21 protein-coding genes, 1 tRNA gene and 2 rRNA genes (1 of these 24 only partly in view) are annotated in these 26,922 nt (G+C 58.1%); 15 read left to right on the forward strand and 9 right to left on the reverse strand.

Features of this window, described 5'->3' with window-relative positions:
• The 7 genes from G6L97_RS19995 to G6L97_RS20025 form a co-directional block, all read left to right on the forward strand.
• Nucleotides 1-2,198, forward strand: a 23S ribosomal RNA gene (locus tag G6L97_RS19995) (it extends 609 nt beyond the left edge of the window).
• Between the two features lie 249 nt (nucleotides 2,199-2,447).
• Nucleotides 2,448-2,562, forward strand: a 5S ribosomal RNA gene (rrf, locus tag G6L97_RS20000).
• A 257-nt stretch (nucleotides 2,563-2,819) separates the two neighbouring features.
• A tRNA-Met gene (locus G6L97_RS20005) sits at nucleotides 2,820-2,896 on the forward strand.
• Between the two features lie 254 nt (nucleotides 2,897-3,150).
• Nucleotides 3,151-3,492 carry an IS66-like element accessory protein TnpA gene (tnpA, locus tag G6L97_RS20010; RefSeq protein WP_065703123.1) on the forward strand — a complete coding sequence of 114 codons (342 nt, stop codon included), beginning with the start codon at nucleotides 3,151-3,153 and terminating at the stop codon, nucleotides 3,490-3,492.
• The gene (gene tnpB, locus G6L97_RS20015; RefSeq protein ID WP_012478004.1) at nucleotides 3,489-3,836 is read left to right on the forward strand and encodes an IS66 family insertion sequence element accessory protein TnpB; all 348 of its coding nucleotides are present in this window, start codon (nucleotides 3,489-3,491) and stop codon (nucleotides 3,834-3,836) included. Before tnpA ends, tnpB begins: the two co-directional genes overlap by 4 nt.
• Before the next feature lie 78 nt (nucleotides 3,837-3,914).
• Complete coding sequence (gene tnpC / locus G6L97_RS20020; protein WP_111829016.1) at nucleotides 3,915-5,573, forward strand: IS66 family transposase; 1,659 nt, start codon at nucleotides 3,915-3,917, stop codon at nucleotides 5,571-5,573.
• A complete protein-coding gene (locus tag G6L97_RS20025; protein ID WP_065703127.1) occupies nucleotides 5,573-6,157 on the forward strand; it encodes a plasmid pRiA4b ORF-3 family protein in 585 nt (194 codons plus the stop codon). The genes tnpC and G6L97_RS20025 overlap by 1 nt, the downstream gene beginning before the upstream one ends.
• A 74-nt stretch (nucleotides 6,158-6,231) precedes the next feature.
• Here G6L97_RS20025 and G6L97_RS20030 read toward each other — a convergent pair whose 3' ends face one another.
• The 4 genes from G6L97_RS20030 to G6L97_RS20045 form a co-directional block, all read right to left on the reverse strand.
• Nucleotides 6,232-6,423 (reverse strand): hypothetical protein, encoded by a 192-nt coding sequence (locus G6L97_RS20030; RefSeq protein ID WP_111828655.1) that lies wholly within the window; start codon nucleotides 6,421-6,423, stop codon nucleotides 6,232-6,234.
• A gap of 130 nt (nucleotides 6,424-6,553) precedes the next feature.
• Nucleotides 6,554-7,558: a cell division protein FtsZ gene (gene ftsZ / locus G6L97_RS20035; RefSeq protein ID WP_111828656.1), complete on the reverse strand. Its 1,005-nt coding sequence runs from the start codon at nucleotides 7,556-7,558 to the stop codon at nucleotides 6,554-6,556.
• A 56-nt stretch (nucleotides 7,559-7,614) separates the two neighbouring features.
• Nucleotides 7,615-8,898, reverse strand: a complete 1,284-nt coding sequence (fabF, locus tag G6L97_RS20040) for a beta-ketoacyl-ACP synthase II (RefSeq protein WP_111828657.1) — start codon at nucleotides 8,896-8,898, stop codon at nucleotides 7,615-7,617.
• A 173-nt stretch (nucleotides 8,899-9,071) separates the two neighbouring features.
• Nucleotides 9,072-9,659 carry a TetR/AcrR family transcriptional regulator gene (locus G6L97_RS20045; protein ID WP_013762146.1) on the reverse strand — a complete coding sequence of 196 codons (588 nt, stop codon included), beginning with the start codon at nucleotides 9,657-9,659 and terminating at the stop codon, nucleotides 9,072-9,074.
• Between the two features lie 98 nt (nucleotides 9,660-9,757).
• Here G6L97_RS20045 and G6L97_RS20050 point away from each other — a divergent pair, with 98 nt between their 5' ends.
• Nucleotides 9,758-10,870 carry an efflux RND transporter periplasmic adaptor subunit gene (locus tag G6L97_RS20050; protein WP_060642810.1) on the forward strand — a complete coding sequence of 371 codons (1,113 nt, stop codon included), beginning with the start codon at nucleotides 9,758-9,760 and terminating at the stop codon, nucleotides 10,868-10,870.
• Nucleotides 10,870-13,980 carry an efflux RND transporter permease subunit gene (locus G6L97_RS20055; RefSeq protein WP_111828658.1) on the forward strand — a complete coding sequence of 1,037 codons (3,111 nt, stop codon included), beginning with the start codon at nucleotides 10,870-10,872 and terminating at the stop codon, nucleotides 13,978-13,980. The genes G6L97_RS20050 and G6L97_RS20055 overlap by 1 nt, the downstream gene beginning before the upstream one ends.
• A gap of 370 nt (nucleotides 13,981-14,350) precedes the next feature.
• Here the strand turns inward: G6L97_RS20055 and G6L97_RS20065 are convergent, their stop codons facing one another.
• Nucleotides 14,351-14,899, reverse strand: a complete 549-nt coding sequence (locus G6L97_RS20065; protein WP_035199997.1) for a TetR/AcrR family transcriptional regulator — start codon at nucleotides 14,897-14,899, stop codon at nucleotides 14,351-14,353.
• A gap of 112 nt (nucleotides 14,900-15,011) precedes the next feature.
• On the opposite strand from G6L97_RS20065, the gene G6L97_RS20070 reads away from it, so the two are divergent.
• The 4 genes from G6L97_RS20070 (at nucleotide 15,012) to G6L97_RS20085 (ending at nucleotide 19,138) form a co-directional block, all read left to right on the forward strand.
• A complete protein-coding gene (locus G6L97_RS20070; RefSeq protein ID WP_003519273.1) occupies nucleotides 15,012-15,800 on the forward strand; it encodes an SDR family NAD(P)-dependent oxidoreductase in 789 nt (262 codons plus the stop codon).
• 48 nt (nucleotides 15,801-15,848) lie between these two features.
• Nucleotides 15,849-16,943 (forward strand): alkene reductase, encoded by a 1,095-nt coding sequence (locus tag G6L97_RS20075; RefSeq protein WP_111828659.1) that lies wholly within the window; start codon nucleotides 15,849-15,851, stop codon nucleotides 16,941-16,943.
• A 254-nt stretch (nucleotides 16,944-17,197) separates the two neighbouring features.
• Nucleotides 17,198-18,022, forward strand: a complete 825-nt coding sequence (locus tag G6L97_RS20080) for an oxidoreductase (protein WP_174003640.1) — start codon at nucleotides 17,198-17,200, stop codon at nucleotides 18,020-18,022.
• A gap of 111 nt (nucleotides 18,023-18,133) precedes the next feature.
• On the forward strand, nucleotides 18,134-19,138 hold the full coding sequence (locus G6L97_RS20085) for an NADP-dependent oxidoreductase (protein WP_013762153.1): 1,005 nt from the start codon (nucleotides 18,134-18,136) through the stop codon (nucleotides 19,136-19,138).
• Nucleotides 19,139-19,178: 40 nt separating this feature from the next.
• Here the strand turns inward: G6L97_RS20085 and G6L97_RS20090 are convergent, their stop codons facing one another.
• A complete protein-coding gene (locus G6L97_RS20090) occupies nucleotides 19,179-19,760 on the reverse strand; it encodes a TetR/AcrR family transcriptional regulator (RefSeq protein WP_025595177.1) in 582 nt (193 codons plus the stop codon).
• Nucleotides 19,761-19,979: 219 nt separating this feature from the next.
• Nucleotides 19,980-22,265 (reverse strand): FdhF/YdeP family oxidoreductase, encoded by a 2,286-nt coding sequence (locus G6L97_RS20095; protein WP_174003643.1) that lies wholly within the window; start codon nucleotides 22,263-22,265, stop codon nucleotides 19,980-19,982.
• 156 nt (nucleotides 22,266-22,421) lie between these two features.
• Here G6L97_RS20095 and G6L97_RS20100 point away from each other — a divergent pair, with 156 nt between their 5' ends.
• Both G6L97_RS20100 and G6L97_RS20105 read left to right on the forward strand, forming a co-directional pair.
• Nucleotides 22,422-23,645 (forward strand): MFS transporter, encoded by a 1,224-nt coding sequence (locus tag G6L97_RS20100; RefSeq protein WP_013762156.1) that lies wholly within the window; start codon nucleotides 22,422-22,424, stop codon nucleotides 23,643-23,645.
• A 10-nt stretch (nucleotides 23,646-23,655) separates the two neighbouring features.
• Nucleotides 23,656-24,771 (forward strand): FAD binding domain-containing protein, encoded by a 1,116-nt coding sequence (locus G6L97_RS20105; RefSeq protein WP_013762157.1) that lies wholly within the window; start codon nucleotides 23,656-23,658, stop codon nucleotides 24,769-24,771.
• Between the two features lie 96 nt (nucleotides 24,772-24,867).
• Here the strand turns inward: G6L97_RS20105 and G6L97_RS20110 are convergent, their stop codons facing one another.
• Both G6L97_RS20110 and G6L97_RS20115 read right to left on the reverse strand, forming a co-directional pair.
• Nucleotides 24,868-26,541: an FAD-dependent oxidoreductase gene (locus G6L97_RS20110; protein ID WP_013762158.1), complete on the reverse strand. Its 1,674-nt coding sequence runs from the start codon at nucleotides 26,539-26,541 to the stop codon at nucleotides 24,868-24,870.
• Nucleotides 26,542-26,598: 57 nt separating this feature from the next.
• Nucleotides 26,599-26,904: a UBP-type zinc finger domain-containing protein gene (locus G6L97_RS20115; RefSeq protein ID WP_003519260.1), complete on the reverse strand. Its 306-nt coding sequence runs from the start codon at nucleotides 26,902-26,904 to the stop codon at nucleotides 26,599-26,601.
• Nucleotides 26,905-26,922 lie beyond the last annotated feature (18 nt).

The raw sequence follows: 26,922 nt of genomic DNA on the forward strand, positions 1-26,922 counted from the left end.
ATGGGTCAACGACTTAGTGTAACTAGCAAGCTTAAGCCGGTAGGTGTAGGCGCAGCGAAAGCGAGTCTGAATAGGGCGATTGAGTTAGTTGCATTAGACCCGAAACCGAGTGATCTAGCCATGAGCAGGCTGAAGGTTGGGTAACACCAACTGGAGGGCCGAACCCGTATCTGTTGCAATAGATTGGGATGACTTGTGGCTAGGGGTGAAAGGCCAATCAAACTCGGAAATAGCTGGTTCTCCGCGAAATCTATTTAGGTAGAGCGTCGACCGAATACCCTCGGGGGTAGAGCACTGGATGGGCTATGGGGACTCACCGTCTTACTGATCCTAACCAAACTCCGAATACCGAGGAGTACTAGTCGGCAGACACACGGCGGGTGCTAACGTCCGTCGTGAAAAGGGCAACAACCCTGACCTCCAGCTAAGGTCCCCAAGTCATGGCTAAGTGGGAAAGGATGTGAGGATCCCAAAACAACCAGGATGTTGGCTTAGAAGCAGCCATCATTTAAAGAAAGCGTAACAGCTCACTGGTCTAAATAAGGGTCTTTGCGCCGAAAATGTAACGGGGCTAAAGCCATGCACCGAAGCTGAGGATGTGACAGTTGTAGTGACTGTTGCGTGGTAGCGGAGCGTTCCGTAAGTCTGTGAAGGCGGACCCGTGAGGGCTGCTGGAGATATCGGAAGTGCGAATGTTGACATGAGTAACGATAAAGGGAGTGAGAGACTCCCTCGCCGAAAGACCAAGGGTTCCTGCTTAAAGTTAATCTGAGCAGGGTTAGCCGGCCCCTAAGACGAGGCGGACACGCGTAGTCGATGGGAACCACGTTAATATTCGTGGGCCTGGTGGTAGTGACGGATCTCGTGTGTTGTACATTCTTACTGGATTGAATGTGCGGCGAAGAGGTTCCAGGAAATAGCTCCACCGTATAGACCGTACCCGAAACCGACACAGGTGGTCAGGTAGAGTATACCAAGGCGCTTGAGAGAACTATGTTGAAGGAACTCGGCAAATTGCACGCGTAACTTCGGAAGAAGCGTGACCCCATTTTACGCAAGTATGATGGGGTGGCACAGACCAGGGGGTAGCGACTGTTTATCAAAAACACAGGGCTCTGCGAAGTAGCAATACGACGTATAGGGTCTGACGCCTGCCCGGTGCTGGAAGGTTAAAGGGAGGGGTGCAAGCTCTGAACTGAAGCCCCAGTAAACGGCGGCCGTAACTATAACGGTCCTAAGGTAGCGAAATTCCTTGTCGGGTAAGTTCCGACCTGCACGAATGGCGTAACGACTTCCCCGCTGTCTCCAACATAGACTCAGTGAAATTGAATTCCCCGTGAAGATGCGGGGTTCCTGCGGTCAGACGGAAAGACCCCGTGCACCTTTACTATAGCTTTACACTGGCATTCGCCAAGGCATGTGTAGGATAGGTGGTAGGCTTTGAAGCAGGGACGCCAGTTCTTGTGGAGCCATCCTTGAAATACCACCCTTATCTTCGTGGATGTCTAACCGCGGTCCGTTATCCGGATCCGGGACAGTGTATGGTGGGTAGTTTGACTGGGGCGGTCGCCTCCGAAAGAGTAACGGAGGCGCGCGATGGTGGGCTCAGACCGGTCGGAAATCGGTCGTCGAGTGCAATGGCATAAGCCCGCCTGACTGCGAGACTGACAAGTCGAGCAGAGACGAAAGTCGGTCATAGTGATCCGGTGGTCCCGTGTGGAAGGGCCATCGCTCAACGGATAAAAGGTACGCCGGGGATAACAGGCTGATGACCCCCAAGAGTCCATATCGACGGGGTTGTTTGGCACCTCGATGTCGACTCATCGCATCCTGGGGCTGGAGCAGGTCCCAAGGGTATGGCTGTTCGCCATTTAAAGCGGTACGTGAGTTGGGTTCAGAACGTCGTGAGACAGTTCGGTCCCTATCTGCCGTGGGTGTAGGAATATTGACAGGATCTGTCCCTAGTACGAGAGGACCGGGATGGACGTATCTCTGGTGGATCTGTTGTCCTGCCAAGGGCATAGCAGAGTAGCTATATACGGAATGGATAACCGCTGAAGGCATCTAAGCGGGAAACCAACCTGAAAACGAGTGTTCCCTATCAGAGCCGTGGAAGACGACCACGTTGATAGGACGGGTGTGGAAGCATGGCAACATGTGAAGCTTACCGTTACTAATAGCTCGATCGACTTCTTCGTTCCCATTGTTCATGCTCATCAAAGATGAGCATCATCTGTTCTGTCCTGACGCGCATAGCGCTCCGGACGGGCCGCGCCACAGGTATTTTGCTTGAAAGCAAAAACCGGAAGGCGCGACGACCTCTGGTCTGTATGGCAAACATACGGGAAGGGTCGCAGAAAGACGTGTTAAATTAAATGAAGCGCAAGCTTCCCAGCTTCTCGAAACAACACTCATGTGAAAACATGAACTGTGTTGCGTTTTGCCGACCTGGTGGTTATCGCGGGGCGGCTGCACCCGTTCCCATTCCGAACACGGCCGTGAAACGCCCCAGCGCCAATGGTACTCCGTCTCAAGACGCGGGAGAGTAGGTCGCTGCCAGGTCTGCAAAACGCAACAAATATCTTCTCAAGCAAACTCTTCGGCCCAGCCGATACAAAGGGCCGCTCAAAGCGGCCTTTTTGCATTACGGAACATGAAAACATAAGGAAAACGCCTCGTGCGTCCCTTAAAGGAGACAAATCGCCTTCGGCAATTTGCTCCGGCAATATACATCACAGCTTCCCTGTGATGCAGTCGCGATAAATCCAATACGGATTTACGCTGGTCGCGATAAATCCCATAGGGATTTACGCTGGTAACGCGGGGTGGAGCAGCCCGGTAGCTCGTCAGGCTCATAACCTGAAGGCCGCAGGTTCAAATCCTGCCCCCGCAACCAATATCTTCAAGACTATCAACAACAAAGCCCTCCCATCCCGGAGGGCAATTTGCGTTTAGGGCCTTGGATACCGCAAATGACTTGCTGGCGGTATATCACCGTGGGACTCTGATAGCGTGCACCTAGGCCTTTGTAAAACACGAGCCGGAACAAGCACTTCAAGGTATCCCTCCGGCGTGGACCGCCTTGCGAGTTTTTGGCGATACCGTGATTTTGCGCTCTTGAGAGTGGACTTAAGAGCGCAATGAGGAACTATGGCACAGGCCATTTTGCTGACGGGTCACGAACGGCGTCGTCGTTGGTCACCGGACCAACGGCTGGAAATTCTGGAGGCAGCATTTGCTCCGGGGGCAAATGTCTCGGAGGTAGCGCGTCGTTTTGATGTTTCGACGGGGCTGCTGTACACGTGGCGGCGCCAAGCGCTGACTGTGAAAGATGGGCCTGCTTTTGTGCCGGCAACAGTCCTGGATGTTCCTGGCGGCGGCGGTGGTGGTGCGGCAACCATCGTTGTGGACTTTGCGAACGGTATCAAGGTGAGGATTGGGTCCGGAGCGCCTTGTGATCTTGCCGCAGCAGTAATGCGAGCGCTGAAATGATCCCGATCAGTTCGAGCGTGCGGGTTTGGATTGCGAGCGGCCATTGCGATATGCGCAAGGGGATGCAGGGCCTTGCTCTGATCGTGCAGGAAGGTCTTGGTCGTGATCCGTTCAAGGGTGACGTTTTTGTGTTCCGCGGGAAAAGCGGCCGGCTGATCAAGGCTCTTTGGCATGACGGAATTGGGCTTTCGCTATACGCAAAGCGGCTCGAGCGTGGCCGTTTTATTTGGCCGGTGACTGAGGGCGGAGCGATTGCGCTGACGGCTGGCCAGATGTCCTATTTGCTTGAGGGAATTGACTGGCGAAACCCGCAGCAGACATGGCGTCCGACGAGCGCTGGATAGCGATTTTTGGCGAGGATTTGCCGCCATTGGCATCAAGAAAACCTATGCAAATCAGGGGTTTTGTGATTCACTTCGAGCATGGAACCCGGCTTCGAAAATCACCGTGATCATGCTGCTGCCCTGGAGGCAGAGCTGGCGACAGCGCGGGCGGAGCGTGCTGCTGCTTTGGCCGAGTTGGCTGTTGCCAGGGCCAGGGAGGCCGACGATCAGGCCATCATTCTTCGCCAGAAAGTCTATATCGAAAAGCTGCAACGGGAACTGCGCGGTCAGAAGTCGGAACGGACGGCACGGCTGGTTGCGCAGATGGAACTGATGCTTGAGGACGCCGAAGCGACGGCAACCGAAGATGAGCTTGCCGCTGAAATGGCCGTTGCTGCAGCATCTGCGATTGCGGTCACCGGCTTTACGCGCAAGCGGCCGGTCAAGAAGCCCTTTCCGGAGCATCTGCCGCGTGAGCGTGTCGTGGTGCCAGGGCCGGTTGCCTGCAGTTGCTGTGGCGGTGAACGGCTTCGCAAGCTCGGCGAAGACATCACCGAAACGATGGAGAGCGTACCGCGGAGCTGGAAGGTCATTCAGATGGTGCGGGAAAAGTTCACCTGCCGTGACTGCGAGAAGATCAGCCAGGCACCTGCACCCTTCCATGTCATCCCGAGAGGGTGGGCTGGTCCAAGCCTTTTGGCGATGATGCTCTGCGACAAGTTCGGCCAGCACATTCCCCTCAATCGCCAGGTCGAACGTTTTGCCCTGGAAGGTGTGCCGATCAGTCTGTCGACTGCAGCAGACGCAATTGGCGCGTGCTGCCAGGTTCTCGACCCGCTGGTGCGGCGGATTGAAAGCCATACGTTCGCGTCTGAACGGATCCACGGTGATGACACGACCGTGCCGGTTCTCGCTCTCGGCAAGACCATCACCGGTCGAATATGGAGCTATGTCAGGGACGATAGTCCGTTTGGCGGAACGGCCCCACCATCGGTGATGTTCTATTATTCCCGGGACCGGGCCGGCGAACATCCACAGGCACATCTGGCCAATTATAGCGGTATCCTTCAGGCGGACGCCTATACCGGCTATGGCCAGCTCTATCTTCCTGAACGAAGTCCGGGCCCGATTTATGAAGCTGCGTGTTGGGCGCATGCCAGGCGGCCATTCTTTGCGCAAGCCGATCTGGAGGCCAATGCGCGCCGAAAAGCGCAGGGTAAAAGTGGCGCCGTTATCTCACCAATCGCCTTGAACATGGTGCAGCGGATCGACGCGCTGTTCGACATCGAACGCCAGATCAATGGCCACACTGCCGATGAGAGAAAAGCAATCCGCCAGCAATTATCAAAGCCGTTGATCGACGACATGGAAATATGGATACGCGACCACCGCGCCAGATTGCCGCGCGACAACGACCTGGCAAAGGCATTTGACTATATGCTGAACCGCTGGGAATCCTTTACCCGCTTCCTCGACGACGGCCGGATTTGCCTGTCGAACAATTGCGCGGAGCGATCTCTGCGTGGTGTGGCCCTTGGACGAAAAGCCTGGCTATTTGCCGGTTCCGATCGCGGAGGGCAAAGGGCGGCAGCCATGTACAGCCTGATCGTCACCGCGAAAATGAACCGCATTGACCCACAGGCCTGGCTTGCTGATGTTCTCGCCCGCATCGCCGACCATCCTGTCAGCCGGCTCGATGAGCTTCTCCCCTGGAATTGGCGGAAAACCACGACATCGTCACTGAGGCAGGCAGCCTGATGGCAGGTCCTCTCGTTCGCCTGAAGATCACACTTGATGACGTTGATCCCTTGGTGATGCGGCGTGTTGTCGTGCCATTCCGCATTCGGCTCGACCGGCTACATGATGTTCTCCAGGAGGCTTTCGGCTGGACCAACAGTCATCTCTATGAGTTCAGGATCCGTGACATCGGATTCGGCGTGCCTGATGGCGGCTTTGATGACCCCATCGATGCGCGCAAGGAAACGCTTCTTGCCGCCATCGAAGATATTGGCGCGAAGTCATTCAAGTATCTCTATGACTTCGGCGACGGCTGGACCCACACAGTGAAAATCGAAAAGACCTTTCCGGCTACCCCCGGCTTTGATGATCCTTTCCTCCTCGAGGCTGTCGGAAGGTGCCCGCCAGAGGATGTTGGCGGCCCTTGGGGCTATGAAGAGTTCCGTGAGGCCCTAGCCGACGTCAACCATGAGCGTCACAACGAACTTGTAGAATGGTGGGGCGACGCACATTACGATCCGGGCGACCTCGACGCCACCAATCTGCGCAAAAACGTCGAGGCTCTAGCCGCAAAATGGAAGCGCAGATCGCGCAAGAAAACCTGACACTGCGGTCCTCGGCGAATGCTTACACTTCAAGCGCTCAGAGCGGCATTCACTTTGTGATCAGGGTTTCCGCGTCACCGACGTGGCGTTGTTTCGGCAGATTCGGGCAAGGTCGCAGGCAGCCGTTTTCTATCTAACGCCTCCGTAGCTGCCTCGAGCCGAGCCACGCGCTTTTCCAAGGAGATGAGGTAGTCCCACTGCAAATCATCGATACCGAGGAATGCTTCTTCCCATAGACGCCATTTTTCTAAGAAGTGCTTCAGCATGTGCTGTTTCCTCTCGATCGATTTCACTGGAATTTTCTATGTCGCCCTATCTTGGGCCGGGCGGTAGCAGACACGCAGGCACTCTCAAGTCTGCAAGGACATGCTCGCTCGAGGGTGCGAAGGAGCAGGGTCACCCCGTGCGCTCCGCAAGAAAGATCACCTCTGCCGGTTGTCGCAATCCGCTCGCGACAACGGACACTTTCAGTCGACCCGCAAGCGCATCGTCGAACGTCGCGCCGATCACGACATCGGCGTTAGCGTCGACCTCTTCGCGCACGCGCGTGGCTGCTTCATCCACATCGAACAGCGTCATGTCCGGTCCACCGGAAATCGAGACGAGGAGCCCTTTGGCGCCTTTGACCGATGTGTCGTGAAAAAGCGGATTAGCAATCGCTGCTTCGGCGGCAGCTCTTGCACGGCCTTCGCCTGCCGCTTCTCCCGTGCCCATCACAGCTCGGCCCATACCGCGCATCACTGACCTTAGGTCGGCGAAATCGAGATTGATAAGCCCTTCCCTGACAATCAGATCAACGACGGAGCTGACGCCTGCATAAAGAACCCGATCCGCCATTTCGAAAGCCTCAGCAAACGTCGTTGCGGCATCTGCCACCCGGAAGAGGTTCTGATTTGGGATCACGATCACGGTATCCGCGCTCTCGGCTAGACACTCTACCCCGTGTCGGGCCATTCGCATTCGATGTATGCCCTCAAATGCGAATGGCATGGTTACCACGCCGACCGTCAGTATTCCGGCCTTCCGCGCAGCTCGAGCTATAACAGGCGCGGCGCCCGTTCCAGTGCCGCCCCCCATGCCTGCGGTCACGAAACACATATGCATCCCGGTCAGATGTCCCATGATTTCGTCGATCGTTTCTTCGGCCGCCGCTTGTCCGATCTCGGCGAGTGATCCGGCCCCAAGCCCGCCAGTCGCGATCAGGCCGAGTTGAACAACTCGTGGGGCTTTGGACATGGAGAGAGCTTGTGCATCGGTGTTTGCTGCAATGAATTCTACCCCTTGCAGCTTCTGCGCCATCATGTTGTTGACCGCATTACCACCACCGCCGCCGACGCCTATAATGGCAATCCTCGGTTTGAGGTGCAGTATGTCCGGTGTCGTGCCCAAGGTTTGGTTCATTGACGTTCACGTCCCAAGCGAAACAGTTTCAGAGTGTGGTGGCGCGACGGTGATCCTCAGCCAGCGCCGTTTGCCTTCGGCCACCGCCGGAACACTGCGCTCGCATTGACACCACCAAAACCGAAACCATTGGATATTGCGAATTCAGCGTTTAATTGGCGCGCGTGGTTCGCCACAAAATCGATGCCTTCGGCTTCCGGATCCGGAGCATTCAGGTTGAGAGTTGGCGGCGCAATCTGGTGCTGGAGTGCCAGAATGGTGAAGATTGCTTCCAATCCTCCAGCCGCGCCAAGTAGGTGTCCTGTTGCTGACTTCGTCCCGCTGACAGCGACAGTCTTCTCGGAACCAAAGATACTTTTGATGGCCCTGATTTCGCCGAGGTCTCCGACCGGGGTCGAGGTGGCGTGGGCATTCAGATGACCAATTTCGCGGGGGGAAATGCCTGCCTGCGCAATGGCGATCTCCATGGCTCTTTTGGCACCGTTCCCGTCTTCTGGTCCTGACGTGATGTGATGAGCGTCGGCTGTCGTGCCGTAGCCGACGAGTTCGGCAATTGGTGTAGCGCCGCGAGCAAGTGCATGGCTCAGGGATTCAATGACAAGCATGCCCGCTCCTTCGCCCATGACGAAGCCATCGCGTGATGTGTCGAAGGGGCGCGATGCCTTGTCTGGTGTTTCGTTGAAAGCAGTCGACAGAGATCTGGCGGCCGCAAAACCTCCGAGGCTGACGATGTTCATGCAGGCTTCTGTTCCGCCGCATATCGCAATTTCGGCTTCATTTGACCGAATAAGCCTCGCAGCATCGCCAATTGCCTGAACGCCGGCGGCGCACGCGGTTACCGGTGCACCGAGAGGGCCTTTGAAGCCATGACGTATTGAGACATGCCCGGCTGCGAGATTGACCAGAAACGACGGTATGGTGAAGGGCGAAAGGCGACGGACACCGCGTTGATCGACGGTGCGGACCGCTTCGGTTATCGCAGGAAAGCCGCCGATACCGGACGCGATAATCGTCGCGGTCCTCAGCCGTTCCTCATTCGAGGTCGGCTTCCAGTTTGCTTGTGCAAGCGCTTCTTCCGCGGCTGCCAGTGCAAATATGATAAAACGGTCGACCTTGCGTTGGTCCTTCGGAGCCACAATGGTGTCGGGATCGAAGCCGCCCTCGGGATCTTCCATCAATGAGGGGACAACGCCCCCGATTTTCGATGGAAGGTCCGCCACCACGTCGTCACCCAGCCGTCGAATGCCACTTCGACCCGCGAGCAGGCGCGACCAGGAGATACCGACATTCGCTCCAAGGGGACTGACAGCTCCCATTCCTGTGACAACGATACGACGCATGTTTTACACCTGTTCTTCGTTTAAATTGGCATGCCTTCGGCATCCCGACCGACGGTGCGGTCAGGGCCTGCTCTCCGGATATCCAGTTTCTTCAGTGCCTAAATCGCATCCGCCCGAACCCGACGCGGCGACTGCGTTTGGTTTTTGTTTTCCCTAGTTATCGAGCGCGATCCTCAGGCCGCATGATCAGCGCCTGCGATGCGCCTGATTTCCTCCGCCGCTGCGTCGAGGATTCCTTGAGACGTATTCTCGTCTTCCATGATCCGCGACAGGGTAACGGCGCCGACCATGAGAGACAGGATCGCCATCGCCTTGCCGCTGGGATTGGGGCTTCTGGTGTCATCAAGCAGTTCATTGAGCACCTCGAAGTGAGCGCGTATCCCATCCTCGAATGGACGCCTGACTTCGTCACTCTGCCGAGTAGCGTCCGACCCCAGTGCCACCAGGGGGCAACCTTCTGCCTTTTCTCCACGGTGGTCCTTTGACAGATAGAACGCCATCACTGCTTCGAGAGGATCGGAACTGTCCGCAGCCGCTTCAGACCATCTGCGTGTAGCGCTTTCCATCGCGCGCCTCGAAGCCTGGGCTGCAAGATCGTCCTTCGATGCAAACTGCTTGTAGAACCCGCCTTGAGTGAGTCCTGCACCCTTCATCAAATCTTTCAGGCCAATGCCATCGAATCCGTGCTCGCGAAACAGACGGCTGGCAACGTTGATCACCGTCTCCCGATTTTCCTCGGCTTGTGCCCGGCTCACTCTCATATCGACCTCCGGTTAGATTTCGTTTGACATTTATATCGCACATAGATTTAGATCGCAATCTAAATCATTTGCACCGCTGGTCAAGAAGAGAACTTACAATGAAACGCAAACATGTCCTGACTGTCGTGGGTCTTGTCGCAGCGGCTGGGGCCGCCGCCTTTTTCCTCGTTTCTGAAACCCCAAAACGGGAAGCCGAGGCCGCAGACCCAAGGACGGCTTCACCACTGGTAAGGATTGCGGAGGCGAAAAGGACCGGCAGGGCCGACCGGTCATTCACCGGGACGGTCGCATCGCGCGTTCAAAGCAATCTCGGATTTCGCGTTCCCGGTAAAATCGTGGAGCGGCTGGTCGATGTCGGTCAGCAGGTCAAACAGGGCCAACCGCTGATGCGCATTGATGAGACCGATCTTCAGCTTGCACTGACAGCAAAGCGGAATTCGGTCATATCAGCGCGTGCTATTTTGCTTCAGGCGCAAGCCGATGAGAAGCGCTATGCGGCACTGGTCAAGAATGGTCTGGCGGCCACGCCCCAGCGTTATGAACAGGCAAAGGCGGCTCTCGATACAGCGACGGCACAGCTTGCGGCGGCCGAGGCCGAAGCGGAGGTGGCCGAGAACGCGGCAACCTACACCACTCTTGTTGCTGACTCGGATGGAACGGTCGTCGAAACTCTCGGTGATCCGGGACAAGTGGTCGCCGCCGGCCAGACGGTTGTTCAACTCGCAAAGGCGGGCCCTCGCGAGGCGGTCGTCTGGCTGCCTGAGACACTGCGACCTAAGGTGGGATCGGAAGCACAGGCCAGTGTTTATGGAAGCGACGGGCTTAGTGGAAACGCCAGACTGCGACAAATCTCCGATTCGGCTGATCCTCAAACGAGAACCTATGAAGCGCGTTACATTCTTGAGGGTGATGCGGCCTCAGCACCGCTTGGCGCCACTGTAACAATCAGAACACCGGATGCCGAACGCCAGTCGGAAGTCACCGTGCCCGTCGGCGCCATTCTGGACGACGGTAATCGCACAGGCGTGTGGATCGTCGACGGCGCAACGTCAAAGGTGAAGTTCACCCCGATTAAAGTTCAGCAGATTGGCGAGGAGACGGCATTTGTCACGGGGATCGGCACCGGGGAGCAGGTCGTTGCCCTCGGCGCGCATCTTCTCGACGATGGCGCGACCGTCAGGATTGCCTCGAGCCAAGAGGTGAAAAACTAATGCGCTTCAACCTGTCAGCCATCGCGGTTCGCGAACGCGCCATCACCCTGTTCTTTATCGTGCTGCTGGCCGCAGCCGGCGTCTACGCTTTCGTCAAGCTGGGGCGCGCCGAGGATCCGTCCTTCACCATCAAGACATTGACGGTCACGTCAGTCTGGCCGGGTGCAACAGCGCGAGAAATGCAGGACCTCGTCGCCGAGCCGCTTGAGAAACGTATTCAGGAACTGACCTGGTACGACCGCGTCGAGACCACAACGAGGCCAGGTTACGCTTTTCTGACAGTCACCCTCAAGGATAACACGCCGGCAAGTGCGGTTGCTGAAGAGTTCTATCAGGCGCGCAAGAAGCTTGGCGACGAAGCCCGCAATCTCCCCCCGGGCGTGATGGGCCCATTCGTCAACGACGAATATTCTGACGTGAGTTTCGGCCTCTATGCACTGAAGGCAAAGGGAATGCCGATGCGCGATCTCGTTCGGCAAGCGGAAGTCATCCGCCAGGACCTCCTGCACGTGCCTGGCGTCAAGAAAATCAACATCGTCGGTGAGCGCCCCGAGCAGATTTTCGTCGAGTTCTCCTATGCGAAGCTCGCGACGCTCGGCATATCCGCGCAGGATATCGCTTCTGCGTTGCAGCGACAGAACACGGTAACGCCTGCGGGTTCCATCGACACACGAGGTCCACAGGTCTTTATCCGCTTCGACGGAGCTTACAACAGTGTGCAGGCGATTGCCGACACGCCGATCGTTGCTGCTGGACGAACCCTGAAGCTCTCCGATCTTGCAGAGGTGCGACGCGGTTATCAGGATCCCGCCACGTATATCATCCGCCACGAGGGTGAACCGACAATCATGCTGGGTGCGGTGATGCAGGCGGGATGGAACGGTCTTGATCTCGGCAAGGCGCTTGAGGCTCGCTCTGCCGCCATTGCGCAAACATTGCCGCTGGGGATGACGCTTACCAAAGTCAGCGACCAGGCCGTCAACATCGATGAAGCCGTCGGCGAGTTCATGCTCAAGTTCGCGATGGCGCTTGGCGTGGTTCTGTTTGTCAGTCTGGTGGCACTTGGCTGGCGCGTTGGTATTGTTGTCGCACTTGCTGTGCCACTCACCCTTGCGGTGGTCTTTCTCATCATGCTGGAGACCGGGCGCTTCTTCGACCGCATCACGCTTGGCGCTTTGATCCTCGCGCTTGGCCTTCTAGTTGACGATGCCATCATTGCCATCGAAGTGATGGTGGTGAAGATGGAGGAGGGCATGGACCGCATCAAGGCGGCCGCCTATGCCTGGAGCCATACGGCAGCGCCGATGCTGTCCGGCACGCTGGTCACGATCATCGGGCTGATGCCCGTGGGTTTTGCCAAGTCGACCGCAGGCGAATATGCCGGTAACATCTTCTGGGTCGTGGGCTTTGCGCTCATCGTATCCTGGATCGTCGCCGTCACCTTCACGCCCTATCTCGGTGTGAAGATGTTGCCCAACATCAAGCCGGTCGAGGGCGGTCATCACGCCATCTATGACACGCCGAATTACCGCCGTCTGCGCTCCGTCATCGAGTTCGCTGTCCGCCATAAGTTCATGGTCTGCGCCGTGGTCGGCATTTCCATGGCCGTTTCGGTCGTTGGAATGGGCGGCGTGAAACAACAGTTTTTCCCGACATCGGATCGGCCTGAGGTGCTGGTCGAGGTACGCATGCCCGAGGGCACGAGCATTGAGGCGACGACATCTGCGGTGAAGAAAGTCGAGGACTGGCTGCAAACTCAGCCTGAGACCAATATCGTCACGTCCTACGTAGGGCAGGGCGCACCCCGGTTCTTCTTTGCCATGGCACCGGAACTACCTGACCCTGCCTTCGCCAAGGTCGTCGTGCTCACACCCGATGCCCACGCACGTGAAGAACTGAAGCATCGCCTTCGTGCAGCTATTTCGGAGGGCCTTGTTCCTGAAGCGTCCGTCCGCGTCACCCAGCTTGTGTTTGGTCCTTACACGCCGTTCCCGGTCGAGTTCCGGATCATGGGTCCCGATCAGGATGAACTCTACAGGATTTCTGAGCAGGCTCTGGCGATCATGAAGACTATACCCGATGTTCGCCAAGCCAACCGTGACTGGGGCAACCGAACACCCGTTCTGCGATTTGTGCCCGACCAGGAGCGGCTCAATCTGATTGGTCTTTCTCCATCGGAGGCAGCCCAGCAATTGCAGATGCTGCTCTCCGGCATCCCCGTTACGCAGGTGCGCGACAATATCCGCAACGTGCCCGTCGTCGCTCGCAGTGCTGGCGAAAACCGCCTCGATCCGTCACGTCTTGCCGATTTCTCTCTGATGAGCAGGGATGGCCGTCAGGTTCCGCTGGATCAACTCGGGCACTCCGAAATCCGGTTTGAAGAACCTATCCTGAAGCGTCGTGACCGCACGCCTGTCATCACGATCAGGTCTGATATCAACGAGGCGACGCAGCCTCCGGAGGTTTCCCAGCAGGTTATGAAAGCTCTGCAGCCACTCATCGCGTCGCTTCCCGTTGGATATCGTATCGAGATGGGCGGCAACATCGAGGAGTCTCTCAAGGCGAATACGGCACTCGCTCAGGTTTTCCCGGTGATGATTGCTGCCATGCTGATCGTCATCATTCTGCAGGTTCGCAGTCTCTCGACAATGACAATGGTGATGCTGACAGCGCCGCTTGGTCTTGCCGGGGTGGTTCCGACCCTGCTCCTGTTCAATCAGCCTTTCGGCTTCAACGCCATTCTCGGCTTGATCGGACTGGCGGGTATCCTGATGCGCAACACGCTTATTCTGACAGAGCAAATCAAGGAGAACCAGGCGGTAGGGCTCGATGACTATCATGCCGTTATCGAAGCGACAGTGCAGCGGACACGACCCGTGATCCTGACGGCTCTCGCGGCGATCCTGGCGTTCATACCTCTGACCCACTCAGTATTCTGGGGGTCGATGGCCTATACCCTGATCGGTGGAACGGCAGCAGGCACGGTGATGATCCTGCTCTTCCTTCCGGCTCTCTATGCTGTCTGGTTCCGGATCAAGCCACCCAAGGCAGGTGCCGAAAAAGAGACGGTCGAGCACGTAGGGCAGCCACTGGCGCTCGCGGCAGAGTAGGGGCGTCCATGCGTGCCGGCTCAAACCTGAAGCGTGGTGTGACGGCGGCGTTCAAGGGCAGCAGGAGCCGAACAATGCGTGGCCTCACACCATCTGGCCGAGCACCGTTGAAAGGCTGGGATTTTCCATCTTATCCACATCCGGACCGATCTTCCGCCCGGACTAGTAGCACGGATACCAGACCCCGGCAGCCTATGCCGGGATCATCACTGCGCCCGGCTCCAATGCTGTGGGAGATCAAAGCTTCGCTTTGCCACCGATTTGCCACACCGCGCCAAATGGAATGTTGAAAAACGCAGAACCTCCAATCGCATTTGGATGAAGGTTCCGTGGGAGGGTCATGCCGGTACCCTTCGTCGTTTTTTGCGGACTAACTGATGCTGTTGTCGATCCATGCGTGCGTCTGTTCCAGAATCTCGTCCGATAGTTCCGGATCGTCGATTGCCCGGGCGAGTATGACCGCCCCAACCATGGCCGCCCAGCTTCCTATCGCTGTGCGCCGGCGATCTGCCGGGTCCAGTTGCGGGAGTGCCTTTTCGATCCGGCTGATCTGCGCACGAAGGCCTTCTGTCATGGCGGAGCGCGCCGGCGGCGTCTGGTGGCGAATTGCTGCAGCGAGACCGGCGGTTGGGCAGCCACCGGCAGCGTTGTCGCGATGGCGAGGCGCAAGATAGGATTTGACGAAATCGCTGAAGTTGCCTCCTCCGACGCTATCTGAAGCAAGGGCATGGGCAAGGGTCTCCGCGACCAGATCGTCTTTTGAACTGAAATGTCCATAAAAGCCGCCGTGAGTAAGACCGGCTGCCTTCATCACCTCCGCAACGCTGACGGCATCGAACCCCTTGTCGCGAAACAGCCGGCTGGCGACATCCAGAATCCGGCGACGGTTTTCCGCCATCTGTTCTCGGCTGACCTTCATTTTCACAATTCTCCCAACATGGTCGTTGACATTTACATGATGGCTATCATATTTAAATCCAATCATGATGATCGTCATGAATATAGGTTCCATCACAGAAAAGAGCAATCCTATGAGCACAAATCCTGCAGTCCTCATCACCGGCGCTTCCACCGGTATTGGTGCAACCTATGCCGATCGGTTTGCGCGGCGCGGCCACGATCTCGTGCTGGTCGCCCGTGACGTGGCGCGAATGGAGGCCGTTGCAAGCCGTCTGCGACAGGAAACCGGCGTGGCCATAGACATCGTCCAGGCGGATCTCACGCAACTCGCCGATCTTGCAAAAGTAGAGACGAGACTGCGCGACGATGACAGCATCGGCATCCTCGTCAACAATGCCGGCACGGCCATCGGTGGAACGTTCATCGAGCAGAGCACCGACGACATGGCCCGGCTTGTTGCACTCAATTCGACTGCACTCGTTCGCCTTGCCAGCGCAATTGCCCCTCGACTCGTCAAGAAAGGTGAGGGTGCAATCGTCAACATCGGCTCCGTGGTTGGTCTGGCGCCGGAGTTCGGCATGACGGTCTACGGCGCAACCAAGGCCTTTGTCCTCTTCCTGTCTCAGGGGCTTAGCCTCGAGCTTGGCCCGAAGGGCGTCTACGTTCAGGCTGTTCTTCCCGCCACGACACGAACCGAAATCTGGGACCATGTCGGCGCCGACGTCAACGCACTGAACAACGTCATGGAGGTGGGCGATCTTGTGGATGCGGCTCTGGTCGGCTTCGACCGTCGCGAGCCGGTGACCATCCCGCCGCTTCCCGATGCCGGTCAGTGGGAAGCCTTTGAAGCTGCGCGCAAGACCATGCTGGCCAACTTCGGCAATGCGCTGCCTGCCGAACGGTACCGCACCGTCGCTTGAGCAGACCGCGTAACCCATACCGCTGCGGCGGCAACACATAGGCAAATCATGACTAAAAAGACGCTTTTCGAACCCTATACGCTCGGCTCCTTGACCCTTTCCAACCGGATTGTCATGGCGCCCCTGACGCGCAATCGCGCCGGTTGGGGCTTTGTCGCAGGTGACCTGACGGCTGAATATTACGGCCAGCGTGCTTCGGCCGGGCTCATCATTTCCGAAGCCACGCAAATATCGCAGCAGGGGCAGGGATACCAGGACACGCCCGGTATCTATACCCAGGCGCAGATCGAAGGCTGGCGCAAGGTCACCAGTGCGGTGCACGAGAAGGGTGGCCATATATTCCTCCAGCTCTGGCACGTCGGTCGCATCAGCCATGTTGATCTCCAGCCGAACGGCGCAGCGCCGGTCGCCCCTTCAGCCATCCGCGCCGAGACAAAGACGTTCGTCAACAATGCCTTCGTGGATGTTTCGCAACCCCGTGCCCTTGAACTGGAAGAGCTTCCTGGGATCGTCAACGATTTCCGTCAGGCAGCAGCCAACGCCATCGAGGCTGGTTTCGATGGTGTCGAGATCCACGGGGCCAACGGCTATCTGCTTGATCAGTTCGCCAAGGACGGCGCCAATGTTCGCACAGACGCCTATGGCGGCTCTGTCGAAAACCGTGCGCGCCTCATGCTGGAAGTCACGGCCGCGGTTGTCGAGGAAATCGGCGCTGCACGCACCGGCATCCGCATCTCGCCGGTCTCGCCCGCCAATGGCATTTCGAGTACTGATCCGCAGGCGCAGTTCGATTACATCGTCGATCAGCTCGAAGCCCTTGGCATCGTGTACATTCATGTCGTCGAGGGTGCCACAGGTGGGCCGCGCGATGTCGCGCCATTCGACTTCGGATCATTGCGCCGTCGCTTCAGCAAGACCTATATCGCCAACAACGGCTATGACTTCGAGCTGGCGAGTTCGCATCTTGCCGAGGGTCGGGCGGATCTGATCGCCTTCGGCCGGCCGTTCATTGCCAATCCCGATTTGGTTGAGCGATTGAAAAGCGATGCGCCGTTGGCAGAGATAAACCCGGCTACGCTCTACGGTGGCGGTGCCGCGGGTTATATCGATTACCCCTCTTTGGCGGCAGCTGCCGGGCGTTGACTACTTTTGGGGTCGCTCGCTGGTGCGGCCCCATCAAATCAGTGTGCTGTGCCTGATCCTTTGCGGATTGGTGCCGGGTCCCGACACTGAAGGGTTACCCTTTCCCTCACCGTCTGAAAGTCGCGCTTGACTTTAATGATGATATATATCATTAAAAATCACCAATGATGATGATAATCATCATAAAATTAGTGTCGTAAAACCATATGCCTTGGCGGCAATCCATGGTGATACCGAAAAGAGAGAAAGACGCTATGGCGACGTTTGCTACTAAGAGACAGAAGACCGCCTTTGTGACCGGGGCTTCCAGTGGGATTGGCAAGGCGGCCGCCACGGCTCTGGCCCGGGCAGGCTACCGGGTGATTGGCACGAGTCGTAAGGCCGCACCTGGCGAGACACGTGATGGCATTCGGATGATTGCTTGTGACGTGACTTCCGATTTGTCTGTCTCGGATGCCGTGGCGCTGGCACATCAGGAACTTGGCCGTATCGACCTTCTGGTCAACAATGCCGGTTATGCCCTGTCCGGGGCGGCCGAAGAAAGCTCGGTGGATCAGGTTCGTTCGCTGTTTGAAACCAATTTTCTGGGTGTCGTTCGGGTGACCAATGCCGTGTTGCCGATGATGCGCCAACAGGGCTATGGCAGGATATTGAACATCGGCTCTGTCCTGGGCTTAATACCCGGTCCTTTTGGAGCCTATTACTCGGCCAGCAAGCACGCCATTGAGGGCTATTCGGAATCGCTGGACCATGAGGTTCGCCAGTTCGGCATCCGTGTCGCCGTGATCGAGCCTTGGGCAACGAAAACCTCGATCGAGGCTAATTCTCCGCAAGGCGACCGTCCGGTTGCAGCCTATGGCCAGACACTGGCCAGATACCGCACGGCGTTTGACTTGGCCATGGCGACCGGCGACACGGCGGATGATGTTGCGGCCACCATCCTGATGGCGGCGCAGGACAAGGCGCCGCGGTTGCGCTACCCCTCCGGCAAGGCGGCCCGGCAGACCTCGTTTGCCCGGCGTTTCCTGCCGCTCGCGCTGTTTGATCGAACCTTGCGCAAGCAATTCAATATCGCGTGAGCGAGAATGACGGCCACGGCAGGGCCTTCCAACAACATGCTCAGTTCGCGCTTAAAGCCTTGGCTTTTTTAGCCATCTGAGCTGATAATATTTTTACACTGGAGAACGTCCGTGAAAGCCTTCGTCGTCGACAAATACAAAAAGAAGGGCGCCTTGCGTCTGGCAGACATGCCCGAGCCCCGGATGGGCGCGAATGATGTTCTGGTTCGCATTCAGGCCACGGCGATCAACCTTCTGGATTCCAAGGTGAGGGACGGCGAGTTCAAGCTGTTCCTGCCCTATCGCCCGCCCTTTATTCTGGGTCACGATCTAGCCGGAACGGTTGTAAGCGTGGGCGCGAATGTGCGGCAATTCAAGGCTGGGGACGAGGTTTACGCCCGTCCGAGGGATCACCGGGCCGGTACCTTTGCAGAGTTCATCGCAATTGACGCCGCCGATGTAGCGCTGAAGCCCGCCAGCCTTTCGATGGAGCAGGCCGCATCGATACCGCTGGTTGGACTGACCGCCTGGCAGGCGCTGGTGGAGGTCGGCAAGGTCAAGCCCGGCCAGAAAGTGTTCATTCAGGCTGGTTCCGGTGGGGTTGGGACCTTTGCCATCCAGCTTGCCAAGCATCTCGGCGCCACGGTGGCCACCACGACCAGTGCCGCGAATATTGACCTGGTCAAAAGCCTCGGCGCCGATGTGGTGATCGACTACAGGACGCAGGATTTCGAACAGGTGCTATCCGGTTATGATCTGGTGCTGAACAGTCAGGATGCCAAGACGCTGGCCAAGTCGCTGAATGTTCTGAAACCGGGTGGTCGGTTGATATCGATCTCGGGGCCGCCGGATGTTCCCTTTGCCAGATCTCTGGGGCTGAACATGTTCCTGCGCTTGGTGGTACGGATGCTGAGCCGGGGCGTACTGAAGAAGGCGAAAAGCCGGGGCGTCTTGTATTCCTTCCTGTTTATGCGCGCGGAAGGGCAACAACTTGCCCAGATCGCCAAGCTGATCGACGCCGGCGTGATCCGTCCGGTCGTGGACAAGGTATTTCCCTTTGCTCAGACGGCGGAGGCCTTGGCCCATGTCGAGACCGGGCGCGCCAGGGGCAAGGTCGTTGTGAAGGTCGCAGACTGAGTTCGTATTTTGCAGGAGATGGGGTCGCATGGCTGCGGCCCTATTGCTCCCGCCCGCCATTTTCGACAGATGCCCGGCAATCTGCGCGGCAAATATCAAGAATTTCATCCGCCAGGGCCGATGCGTCCGGGCAGGCCCGCGATAGCACGATGGCCCCGACAGCTTGCGCCATAATGCTGATGGCTTGCGTGCGGGCATTTGAGCCGGCGGGCTGGTTCGCCGCAAGATTGCTCTCCAGTGCGTCAACAAGGCGCTCGATGCCTTCGCCGAAAACAGCTCTGGTTTCGTTTGGCAGCCGCGCTGCTTCCCCGCTCAGTGCGGCGGCCGTGCAGCCTTGGCCACGCGCATCACGATGCGTGCGCGAGATGTAGGCGTCGATCATCTCGCCCAAATCATACCCGGCATAGCGTGCCAACGTTTCGGAAAGTCCTTTGGCGGAGGCTTCTGCTATGAGCGCCTCCTTCGAGACGAAGTGGTTGTAAAATCCACCATGGGTCAGGCCCGCACCCTCCATCAGGTCAGCCACGCCAACGCCATCGAACCCTCGTTCGCGAAACATCCCGGATGCAATCGCAACAATCCGGTCATGATTTTCCTGCTTCTTTTCCTTGGTGATCCGCATGTCCGAACCCTTTCGACGGCGCCGTCTCCATGATGTTGGATATCATCATGGATTGAGAGTATTGCTGACGCTTATCATTAATAATGCGCTCAATACAAGGAACACGTCGTATCGGCTACCTAATTTTCCGTCCTTCGCCGCCGATATCTTGTCGCTGGCTGCAACGAAGCTTCTGTTTCTGGGAAGCTGGCCCGGATTGTTTGGTAAAATCAAACTCGGCTACGTGGATCGGCGTATCCTCACTGGAACGCCCTTATATGCTGGGGTCCCGGATTTCCTGTCGTAGTCTGCGAGCGCAATGACCTGGTTCATTTCGGGGTAATAACCTGCTACCGAGCCGGGCGGAATATTGTAGGCAACGGCGGTAAATCCGGTAGCGGTTTTGGCGCCACTCCCGCAAATTGCTTCGACATCGATGAGGTCTCCGTCTCTTAGTCCCCGCGTCTCAAGGTCCCGCTGGTTCATGAGGATGACGTCGCGGCGGCCGTAGACACCACGGTAGCGGTCGTCGAGGCTGTATATGGTGGTGTTGTACTGGTCATGACTGCGCAAGGTGGTCAGCACAAGGGCTTCGGGGTCGTGCAAGCGTGTGTCCTCATCAAGGCCCGGTGCGACGAGAAATTCGGCCTTGCCGGACGGCGTATTCCACACACGATCAGAAGCTGCGACCGTGAGCCGGAAGCCTCCGGGCGTTTTCACGCGCGTATTGAAATCATGAAAATCGGGAAATACGATTTCGATCTTGTCGCGGATCTGCTCATAGTCGCCGGCCATCCCGTCCCAGTCGATGTCGTGCCGGTTACCAAGCGTCGCCTTGGCCATGCCGGCAACGATCCAGGGTTCCGAGCGCAACTCATCGCTTGGCGGTTTGAGGAAACCGCGCGACGCGTGCACCATCGACATGGAATCCTCTACCGTGACGGATTGGCGCCCTGTCGCCTGAATATCCAGATCCGTCCGGCCCAGAACCGGCAGGAGGATCGATGTCTTTGCCAGCAGCAGATGCGAGCGATTGAGCTTTGTCGCAAGATGAACGGCCAGATCGAGTTTCCGCATGCCCGCGAACGTCGCTTCAGGATCGGACATGGCGACAGCAAGATTGCCACCAAGACACACCAACGCTTTCGACCTGCCCTCAATGATGGCTTCGATTGCCTCCACGGCATTATGGCCCTTTTCACCAGACGGGCGGAAACCGAAGGCTTTCTCCATGCCAGCAAGAAGAGCCTCGTTGGGAATTTCAGTGATGCCGACGGTCCGGTCGCCCTGAACGTTGGAATGGCCGCGCAGGGGACAGATACCGGCGCCTGGCCGGCCTGTATTGCCGCGCAGCATCAGGAAATTGGCGAGTTGCTGCACATTGGCCGTGCCATGGGCATGCTGTGTGATGCCCATGCCATAACAGAGAATGACGTTTTTCGCCTTGAGGTAGACATCCACGGCGCTATCGAGCGCTTCCAGTGAGAGGCCGGATTTCTCGATAATCTCCGGCCATTGCGTCTGGTCGATATCGGCTTGCAGGGCTTCGAGGCCAATCGTATGCGCCGCGATGAAATCGCGGTCGATGACGCCGGGTCCGCCAGCTTCGATATCGGCCGCGTCCCGCTCGAAGATGCGCTTCATCATACCCTTGAGTGCGGCAAGATCGCCGCCGGTACGAACCTGATGATAGGCAGACGCGATCGGCGTGGATGACATCGTCGCCATTTCGATCGGATCCTGCGGGGCTGCAAACCGCTCCAGCGCCCGCTCCTTGAGTGGATTGAAGACGACGATCGGCACACCCCTGCGGGAGGCCTCATGTAATGTCGTCATCATGCGCGGATGGTTGGTGCCGGGATTGTGCCCGAACGAAAAGATCGCGTCGGCATGATCGAAATCCTCCAGCGTTACAGTGCCCTTGCCGACACCGATCGACAGGGGCAGACCGACGCTGGTGGCTTCGTGGCACATGTTGGAACAGTCGGGGAAATTGTTGGTGCCATAGGCGCGAACGAAGAGCTGAAAGAGAAACGCCGCTTCGTTGGAGGCACGACCGGACGTATAGAACTCGGCCATATGAGGGCTGGGAAGGGCGTTCAACTCCGAGGCAATACGCGCGAATGCGGCATCCCATTCGATCGGCACGTAGCGGTCACTGGCATGATCATAGATCAGCGGATGCGTCAGGCGCCCCTGATCTTCAAGCGTGTGGTCGGTCCATTGCCAGAGATCAGTCACCGAATGAGCGGCAAAGAAATCGGGGCCAACGCGCTTGGCCGTCGATTCCCAGGTGATCGCCTTTGCTCCGTTCTCGCAGAACTCAAATGAACTTGTGTGCTTCGGATCGGGCCAGGCGCAGCCGGGACAATCGAAGCCTTCGGGCTGGTTTGCCTTTAACAATGTCGCCGCGCCCTCGGCGATGATCTGCTGGTGAGCAAGGGTTTTGGCGACGGCTTTTAGTGCGCCCCAGCCACCTGCTGGCGCTGTATAATGCTCTATCCCATCCGGCCGCTTCTCGCTCATCACAGTCTCCCTTCAGCGTGTTTGAATAAATCTAGCATCGAACGCATCAGTACGAACCTAGACCGATGTATAGGTCCAGGTAGACGTCTATCGAATGTGCGGCCAACGAGATTGAGCATATTTTGCCCAGATCAAGATTGGCGGTGGAACAGTATCATGGAAAAGACAGGACAGATGCAAGCCGGGGCGGCAAGCGCCACCCACAATGATGCGATCGGACAAGTGGCGCTTCTGGCCATGGCCGTCGCGGGCGGTATTGCCGTCGCAAACATCTACTACAATCAGCCGATGCTCGGGCTTATCGAGGCGGATTTCAGTCGGCAGCCAGTTACCGGCATGGTGCCCACCGCAACGCAACTCGGTTACGCACTGGGGTTGTTCCTTTTACTGCCGCTCGGCGACCTCGTTAATCGCCGCCGGATGATCATTGGGCAATTCGTGGTGCTTGCCGCCGCGCTCGCGCTGGCTGCACTGGCGCCGACGGCCTGGATGCTGGTTGCAGCATCGGTCATGGTTGGAGCATGCTCGACAGTCGCCCAGCAGATCGTGCCCTTTGCGGCATCGCTGGCCGCGCCCGAAAAGCGCGGCGCCACAATCGGCACCGTCATGGCAGGCGTATTGTCGGGCATATTGTTCAGCCGCACCCTGTCGGGCTTTGTGGGCGAACACGCTGGCTGGCGGGAAATGTTCTGGATCGGCGTACCGCTTGCCCTGCTCGCCGCGGGCCTCATGTTTGCGGTCCTGCCGCATCATCGGCCAACCTCGACTTTGCGATATCATCAGGCGCTCCGGTCGCTCGGCCAGCTATGGAAACGCCACCCGGCCTTGAGGGCAGCGACTATCATCCAGGCGTTTCTGTTCGCGTCGTTCACGGCCTTCTGGACCATCCTCGCTCTCTATCTGGCGGGGCCAGAATTTCAGCTCGGTGCGGATGTCGCGGGTCTGTTTGGGATCGTCGGTGCGGTCGGCATATTTGCAGCGCCTCTGGCAGGAGTTGTTGCCGACAGACGGGGACCGCATTTCGTGGTCTGGATGGGCGCCGGATTGACGATCGCCGCCTGGCTTATCTTCGGGCTCTGGGCATCGATCGCTTCCTTGGTTGTAGGCGTCATCGTACTTGATTTCGGCATACAGAGCGCGCTGATTTCTAACCAGCACATCATTTATGCCCTGGATGCCGATGCGCGTAGCCGTCTCAACACGGTCTTCATGACTGGAATGTTTCTGGGGGGTGCCACAGGTTCGGCGATGGCGACACTGGCCTGGGGGCAGGGCGGCTGGCTTGTCGTCAGCCTTCTCGGCGCGGCGTTTGGCCTCGCAGCCTTCGCGGTTAAAATATTTCATCATCGCCGGCATTCGCCGACGGTTGTCGGAAACTGAGGGCGGAACGATGGAAAAGCTACGTATAGGAATCGTCGGCGGTTCGCTTGCCGGCCTCTTCGCTGGCATCATGTTACAACAGGCTGGCCACGATGTCCGCATCTACGAGCGATCAAAGAGCGGTCTTGCAGGTCGGGGAGCGGGCCTCGTCGGTCAGAGGGACCTGCTGCACATTCTCCGGCTGATTGGCTGCGAGCATGTCGCCCGTATCGGCGTGGTGGCTAGGGAGCGCATCTATCTCGATCAGGACGGCCGTATCGCCCAGACCGTTAAGGCGCCCCAGACCCAGATCTCCTGGGATTATCTGTTCGAAACTGTCGCTTCCCGCATCGCTTCAGGAAGCTATGTGTTGGGTCGGGATGTCGTCAAAGTGCTGGATGGCGAGAGTGGCGCGGAGCTGATTTTTGGTGACGGCACGCGGGTGAATGCCGATCTGGTTATCGGTGCCGATGGCCTTGGTTCGGTGGTGCGCGCAGCGGTCAATCCCGGAGACACGCAAAACCGCTATTCCGGCTATGTCGCATGGCGTGGATTGATCCCGGAAACGAGGCTTCCAACGGCAGCAAATCTGCTTCTCGACCGGTTTGCCTTTCATGTCAGGCCGGGCGTACATGCGCTCGGTTATCTTGTCCCAGGCTCGAAGGGCGAAATGGACATCGGCAATCGCCGATATAACTGGGTCTGGTATCGCAAAGTGCCAGCAAGCGAACTTGCCCACACGTTCACCGATCTGGATGGGCGAACGCATGCATTTTCGCTGCCGCGTGGTGGCTTGTCGAGCGACCGTCTGGAGGCGTTGCGCGTCGATGCGCTGCAGATGCTTCCGCCGCAATTCGCCCAGGCGGTCGAGGCGGAGCCAAGCCCCTCTATCCAGGGCATTTTCGACTACGAGTCGCCCCGCATGACGGGCCGTTCGGTCGTCCTCATCGGCGACGCCGCCTTTGTCGCGCGTCCGCACACCGCGATGGGCGTGTCGAAGGCAGCGGGCGATGTCATGGCGTTGAGCGACAGCCTGGAGTCCGAGGTTGACCTTCCCAGTGCCTTGCAGCGGTTCGAAGACGATCGCATCGCGGTTGGCCGGGAAATCGTTGCTTATGGCAGGCAACTCGGTGCGTCGGCTATCTGAGTATCGACCGGCTGTCTGTCACGGTACTCAAGAACGATATTTTTAACCTGCTGGCTTCTGCCAGCGGGTTTTTGATTTTGAGAAAGGTCGGATGCTTCAGTTTGGCGGCTTCATCAGGCTTAGTGCGGCGTGGATTTGCGAGACGACGGCGGCACCTTCCCCAACTGCTGCCGCGACCCGCTTGGTCGATCCGGCACGGACATCCCCGATGGCAAAGACATTTGGCAGGCTGGTTTCGAGAGGCAATGGCTTGCGGGAAAAACGACAATGCTCATCGAAGGATTGCCCAGTGACGATGAAGCCCTTGTCATCGGTTTGCACCCGGCTGCTGATCCAGCCAGCGTTCGGATCCGCGCCGATAAAAAGGAAGAGATGATGAAGCGGCAAGGTGTTCGCGCTTCCATCCAGGCGGTTGCGCAGTCTTGCGGAGGAGATGCCAGTGGCGTTATCGCCATTGATCGCGTCCACTTCGCAATGCATGTGCAGTTGGACGTTCGGCAGGGCCTTGATACGGTCGATCAGGTATTGCGACATCGTATCTTCGAGTGCGCGCCGCACGACCAGATGAAGTGTCTTGACCTGAGGCGCCAGAAAAACGATGGCCTGGCCTGCCGAATTGCCGCCGCCAACCAGGACGATCTCTTCGCCGGCGCAAAGTTTTGCCTCGATCGGCGAGGCCCAATAGGAAACGCCGTTGCCCTCGAAACCGTCAATGTTGGTGATGTCCGGCCGCCTGTAGCGAGCGCCGGATGCGATGACGACACTGCGGGCCGTCACCGATTTTCCACCGTCGAGTTCGAGCGCCAGCACACCTGCGTCATCTTTCGGAGGGATCAGATTTTTGACAGCGACGGGAAGAACCATTTCCGCCCCGAACTTGAGAGCCTGATTGTAGGCACGTCCCGCCAGCGCCTGTCCGGATATGCCCGTCGGGAAGCCGAGATAGTTTTCGATCCGGGACGAAGCGCCGGCCTGCCCCCCAATCGAGTGTTCATCGATGACAAGGACGTCGAGCCCTTCCGAAGCGGCATAGACGGCGGTGGCAAGGCCCGCCGGTCCAGCGCCGACAACAGCGACGTCATAGAGCTTTCCGGGCTTGAGGTCCGGCGTCATGCCGAGACATGCTGCGGCCTCCGCATCGGTCGGTTTCTTGAGCACGGTGCCGTTGGGGCAGACCATTAGCGGAAGGTCGGAGGCGAGAATACCCAGACGTTCGATCAGCGCCTTACCTTCACCCTCCATGGCAGCATCAAGCACGATGTGGGGAAAGGCATTGCGGGCTAGAAATCCTTGCAGGCGCGAGAGCGCGGCATTGCCAGCGGTTCCAATCAGAACAGAACCTGCGCCTGCATCGATCAGACCGACGCGGCGCAGGATGAAGGCGCGCATGATGATTTCGCCGACATCGGCCGATCCGATCACCAAGGCCCGCAAATGGGCGGCATCAAAGGGAATGGCCGTGCAGCCCTCGGACCCGGCGCGGGCCCCGGCAAGTGTCGGTCGACCCGACAGCTGGTTGACTTCGCCAGACAACTGGCCTGCTCCATGCGTCGTGATCGGCGCCTCGCCGGAAAGACCTTCGTGGCGAAACACGTCCATTGATCCCTTCAGCACCAGCCAGGCGGGCGCTGCGTGGTCTCCTACCTTGTAGACGAAGTCACCACGTGCGAAATCTTTTGGCTCGCCGCTGGCAAAACGCTTCGCCGTCTCGACCTGATGGGGGTTGAGCACCGGAAACATCTGGTCCAGGCGCGCGCTGAGATCTGCCATCTGTTACCTCCAGCTGGAAATGTCGTCCGCAGGTCACCGCCGATTTTTCGGCGAAGTTCAGTAATATCGCGGTATCGGCCCGCGTTGCGGTGTCTGATCAGGCAGGTCCACCATGGTTTCGTCCACATAACACCAGCCCCAGCCTTCCGGCGGGTCATAGCCCTCGATGATGGGGTGGCGGGTGGTGTGGAAATGCGCGGTCGCGTGGCGGCCGGGGGACTGATCGCAGCAGCCGACATGACCACATTCGCGGCAGAGCCTCAAATGAAGCCATATCTGGCCAGTTTCGAGACATTCCTCGCAGCCAAGCGTCATGGGCTTGACCGATCGGATCGTCGGCAGGTGCGAGCATTGATCAGACATGGTTCCACTCCTGAACGT

The sequence above is a fragment of the Agrobacterium tumefaciens genome, from assembly GCF_013318015.2.
GTDB classification, from domain to species: domain Bacteria; phylum Pseudomonadota; class Alphaproteobacteria; order Rhizobiales; family Rhizobiaceae; genus Agrobacterium; species Agrobacterium tumefaciens.

Excerpts from the sequence above, each read along its gene's own strand:
- ftsZ (WP_111828656.1), bottom strand. The coding sequence starts at position 7,558 with ATGAACCAAACCTTGGGCACGACACCGGACATACTGCACCTCAAACCG.
- G6L97_RS20055 (WP_111828658.1), top strand. The coding sequence starts at position 10,870 with ATGCGCTTCAACCTGTCAGCCATCGCGGTTCGCGAACGCGCCATCACC.
- G6L97_RS20065 (WP_035199997.1), bottom strand. The coding sequence starts at position 14,899 with ATGAAGGTCAGCCGAGAACAGATGGCGGAAAACCGTCGCCGGATTCTG.
- fabF (WP_111828657.1), bottom strand. The coding sequence starts at position 8,898 with ATGCGTCGTATCGTTGTCACAGGAATGGGAGCTGTCAGTCCCCTTGGA.
- G6L97_RS20095 (WP_174003643.1), bottom strand. The coding sequence starts at position 22,265 with ATGAGCGAGAAGCGGCCGGATGGGATAGAGCATTATACAGCGCCAGCA.
- tnpC (WP_111829016.1), top strand. The coding sequence starts at position 3,915 with ATGGAACCCGGCTTCGAAAATCACCGTGATCATGCTGCTGCCCTGGAG.
- G6L97_RS20030 (WP_111828655.1), bottom strand. The coding sequence starts at position 6,423 with ATGCTGAAGCACTTCTTAGAAAAATGGCGTCTATGGGAAGAAGCATTC.
- tnpB (WP_012478004.1), top strand. The coding sequence starts at position 3,489 with ATGATCCCGATCAGTTCGAGCGTGCGGGTTTGGATTGCGAGCGGCCAT.
- G6L97_RS20100 (WP_013762156.1), top strand. The coding sequence starts at position 22,422 with ATGGAAAAGACAGGACAGATGCAAGCCGGGGCGGCAAGCGCCACCCAC.
- G6L97_RS20110 (WP_013762158.1), bottom strand. The coding sequence starts at position 26,541 with ATGGCAGATCTCAGCGCGCGCCTGGACCAGATGTTTCCGGTGCTCAAC.
- G6L97_RS20075 (WP_111828659.1), top strand. The coding sequence starts at position 15,849 with ATGACTAAAAAGACGCTTTTCGAACCCTATACGCTCGGCTCCTTGACC.
- G6L97_RS20115 (WP_003519260.1), bottom strand. The coding sequence starts at position 26,904 with ATGTCTGATCAATGCTCGCACCTGCCGACGATCCGATCGGTCAAGCCC.
- G6L97_RS20050 (WP_060642810.1), top strand. The coding sequence starts at position 9,758 with ATGAAACGCAAACATGTCCTGACTGTCGTGGGTCTTGTCGCAGCGGCT.
- G6L97_RS20045 (WP_013762146.1), bottom strand. The coding sequence starts at position 9,659 with ATGAGAGTGAGCCGGGCACAAGCCGAGGAAAATCGGGAGACGGTGATC.
- G6L97_RS20105 (WP_013762157.1), top strand. The coding sequence starts at position 23,656 with ATGGAAAAGCTACGTATAGGAATCGTCGGCGGTTCGCTTGCCGGCCTC.
- G6L97_RS20080 (WP_174003640.1), top strand. The coding sequence starts at position 17,198 with ATGGCGACGTTTGCTACTAAGAGACAGAAGACCGCCTTTGTGACCGGG.
- G6L97_RS20090 (WP_025595177.1), bottom strand. The coding sequence starts at position 19,760 with ATGCGGATCACCAAGGAAAAGAAGCAGGAAAATCATGACCGGATTGTT.
- G6L97_RS20070 (WP_003519273.1), top strand. The coding sequence starts at position 15,012 with ATGAGCACAAATCCTGCAGTCCTCATCACCGGCGCTTCCACCGGTATT.
- tnpA (WP_065703123.1), top strand. The coding sequence starts at position 3,151 with ATGGCACAGGCCATTTTGCTGACGGGTCACGAACGGCGTCGTCGTTGG.
- G6L97_RS20025 (WP_065703127.1), top strand. The coding sequence starts at position 5,573 with ATGGCAGGTCCTCTCGTTCGCCTGAAGATCACACTTGATGACGTTGAT.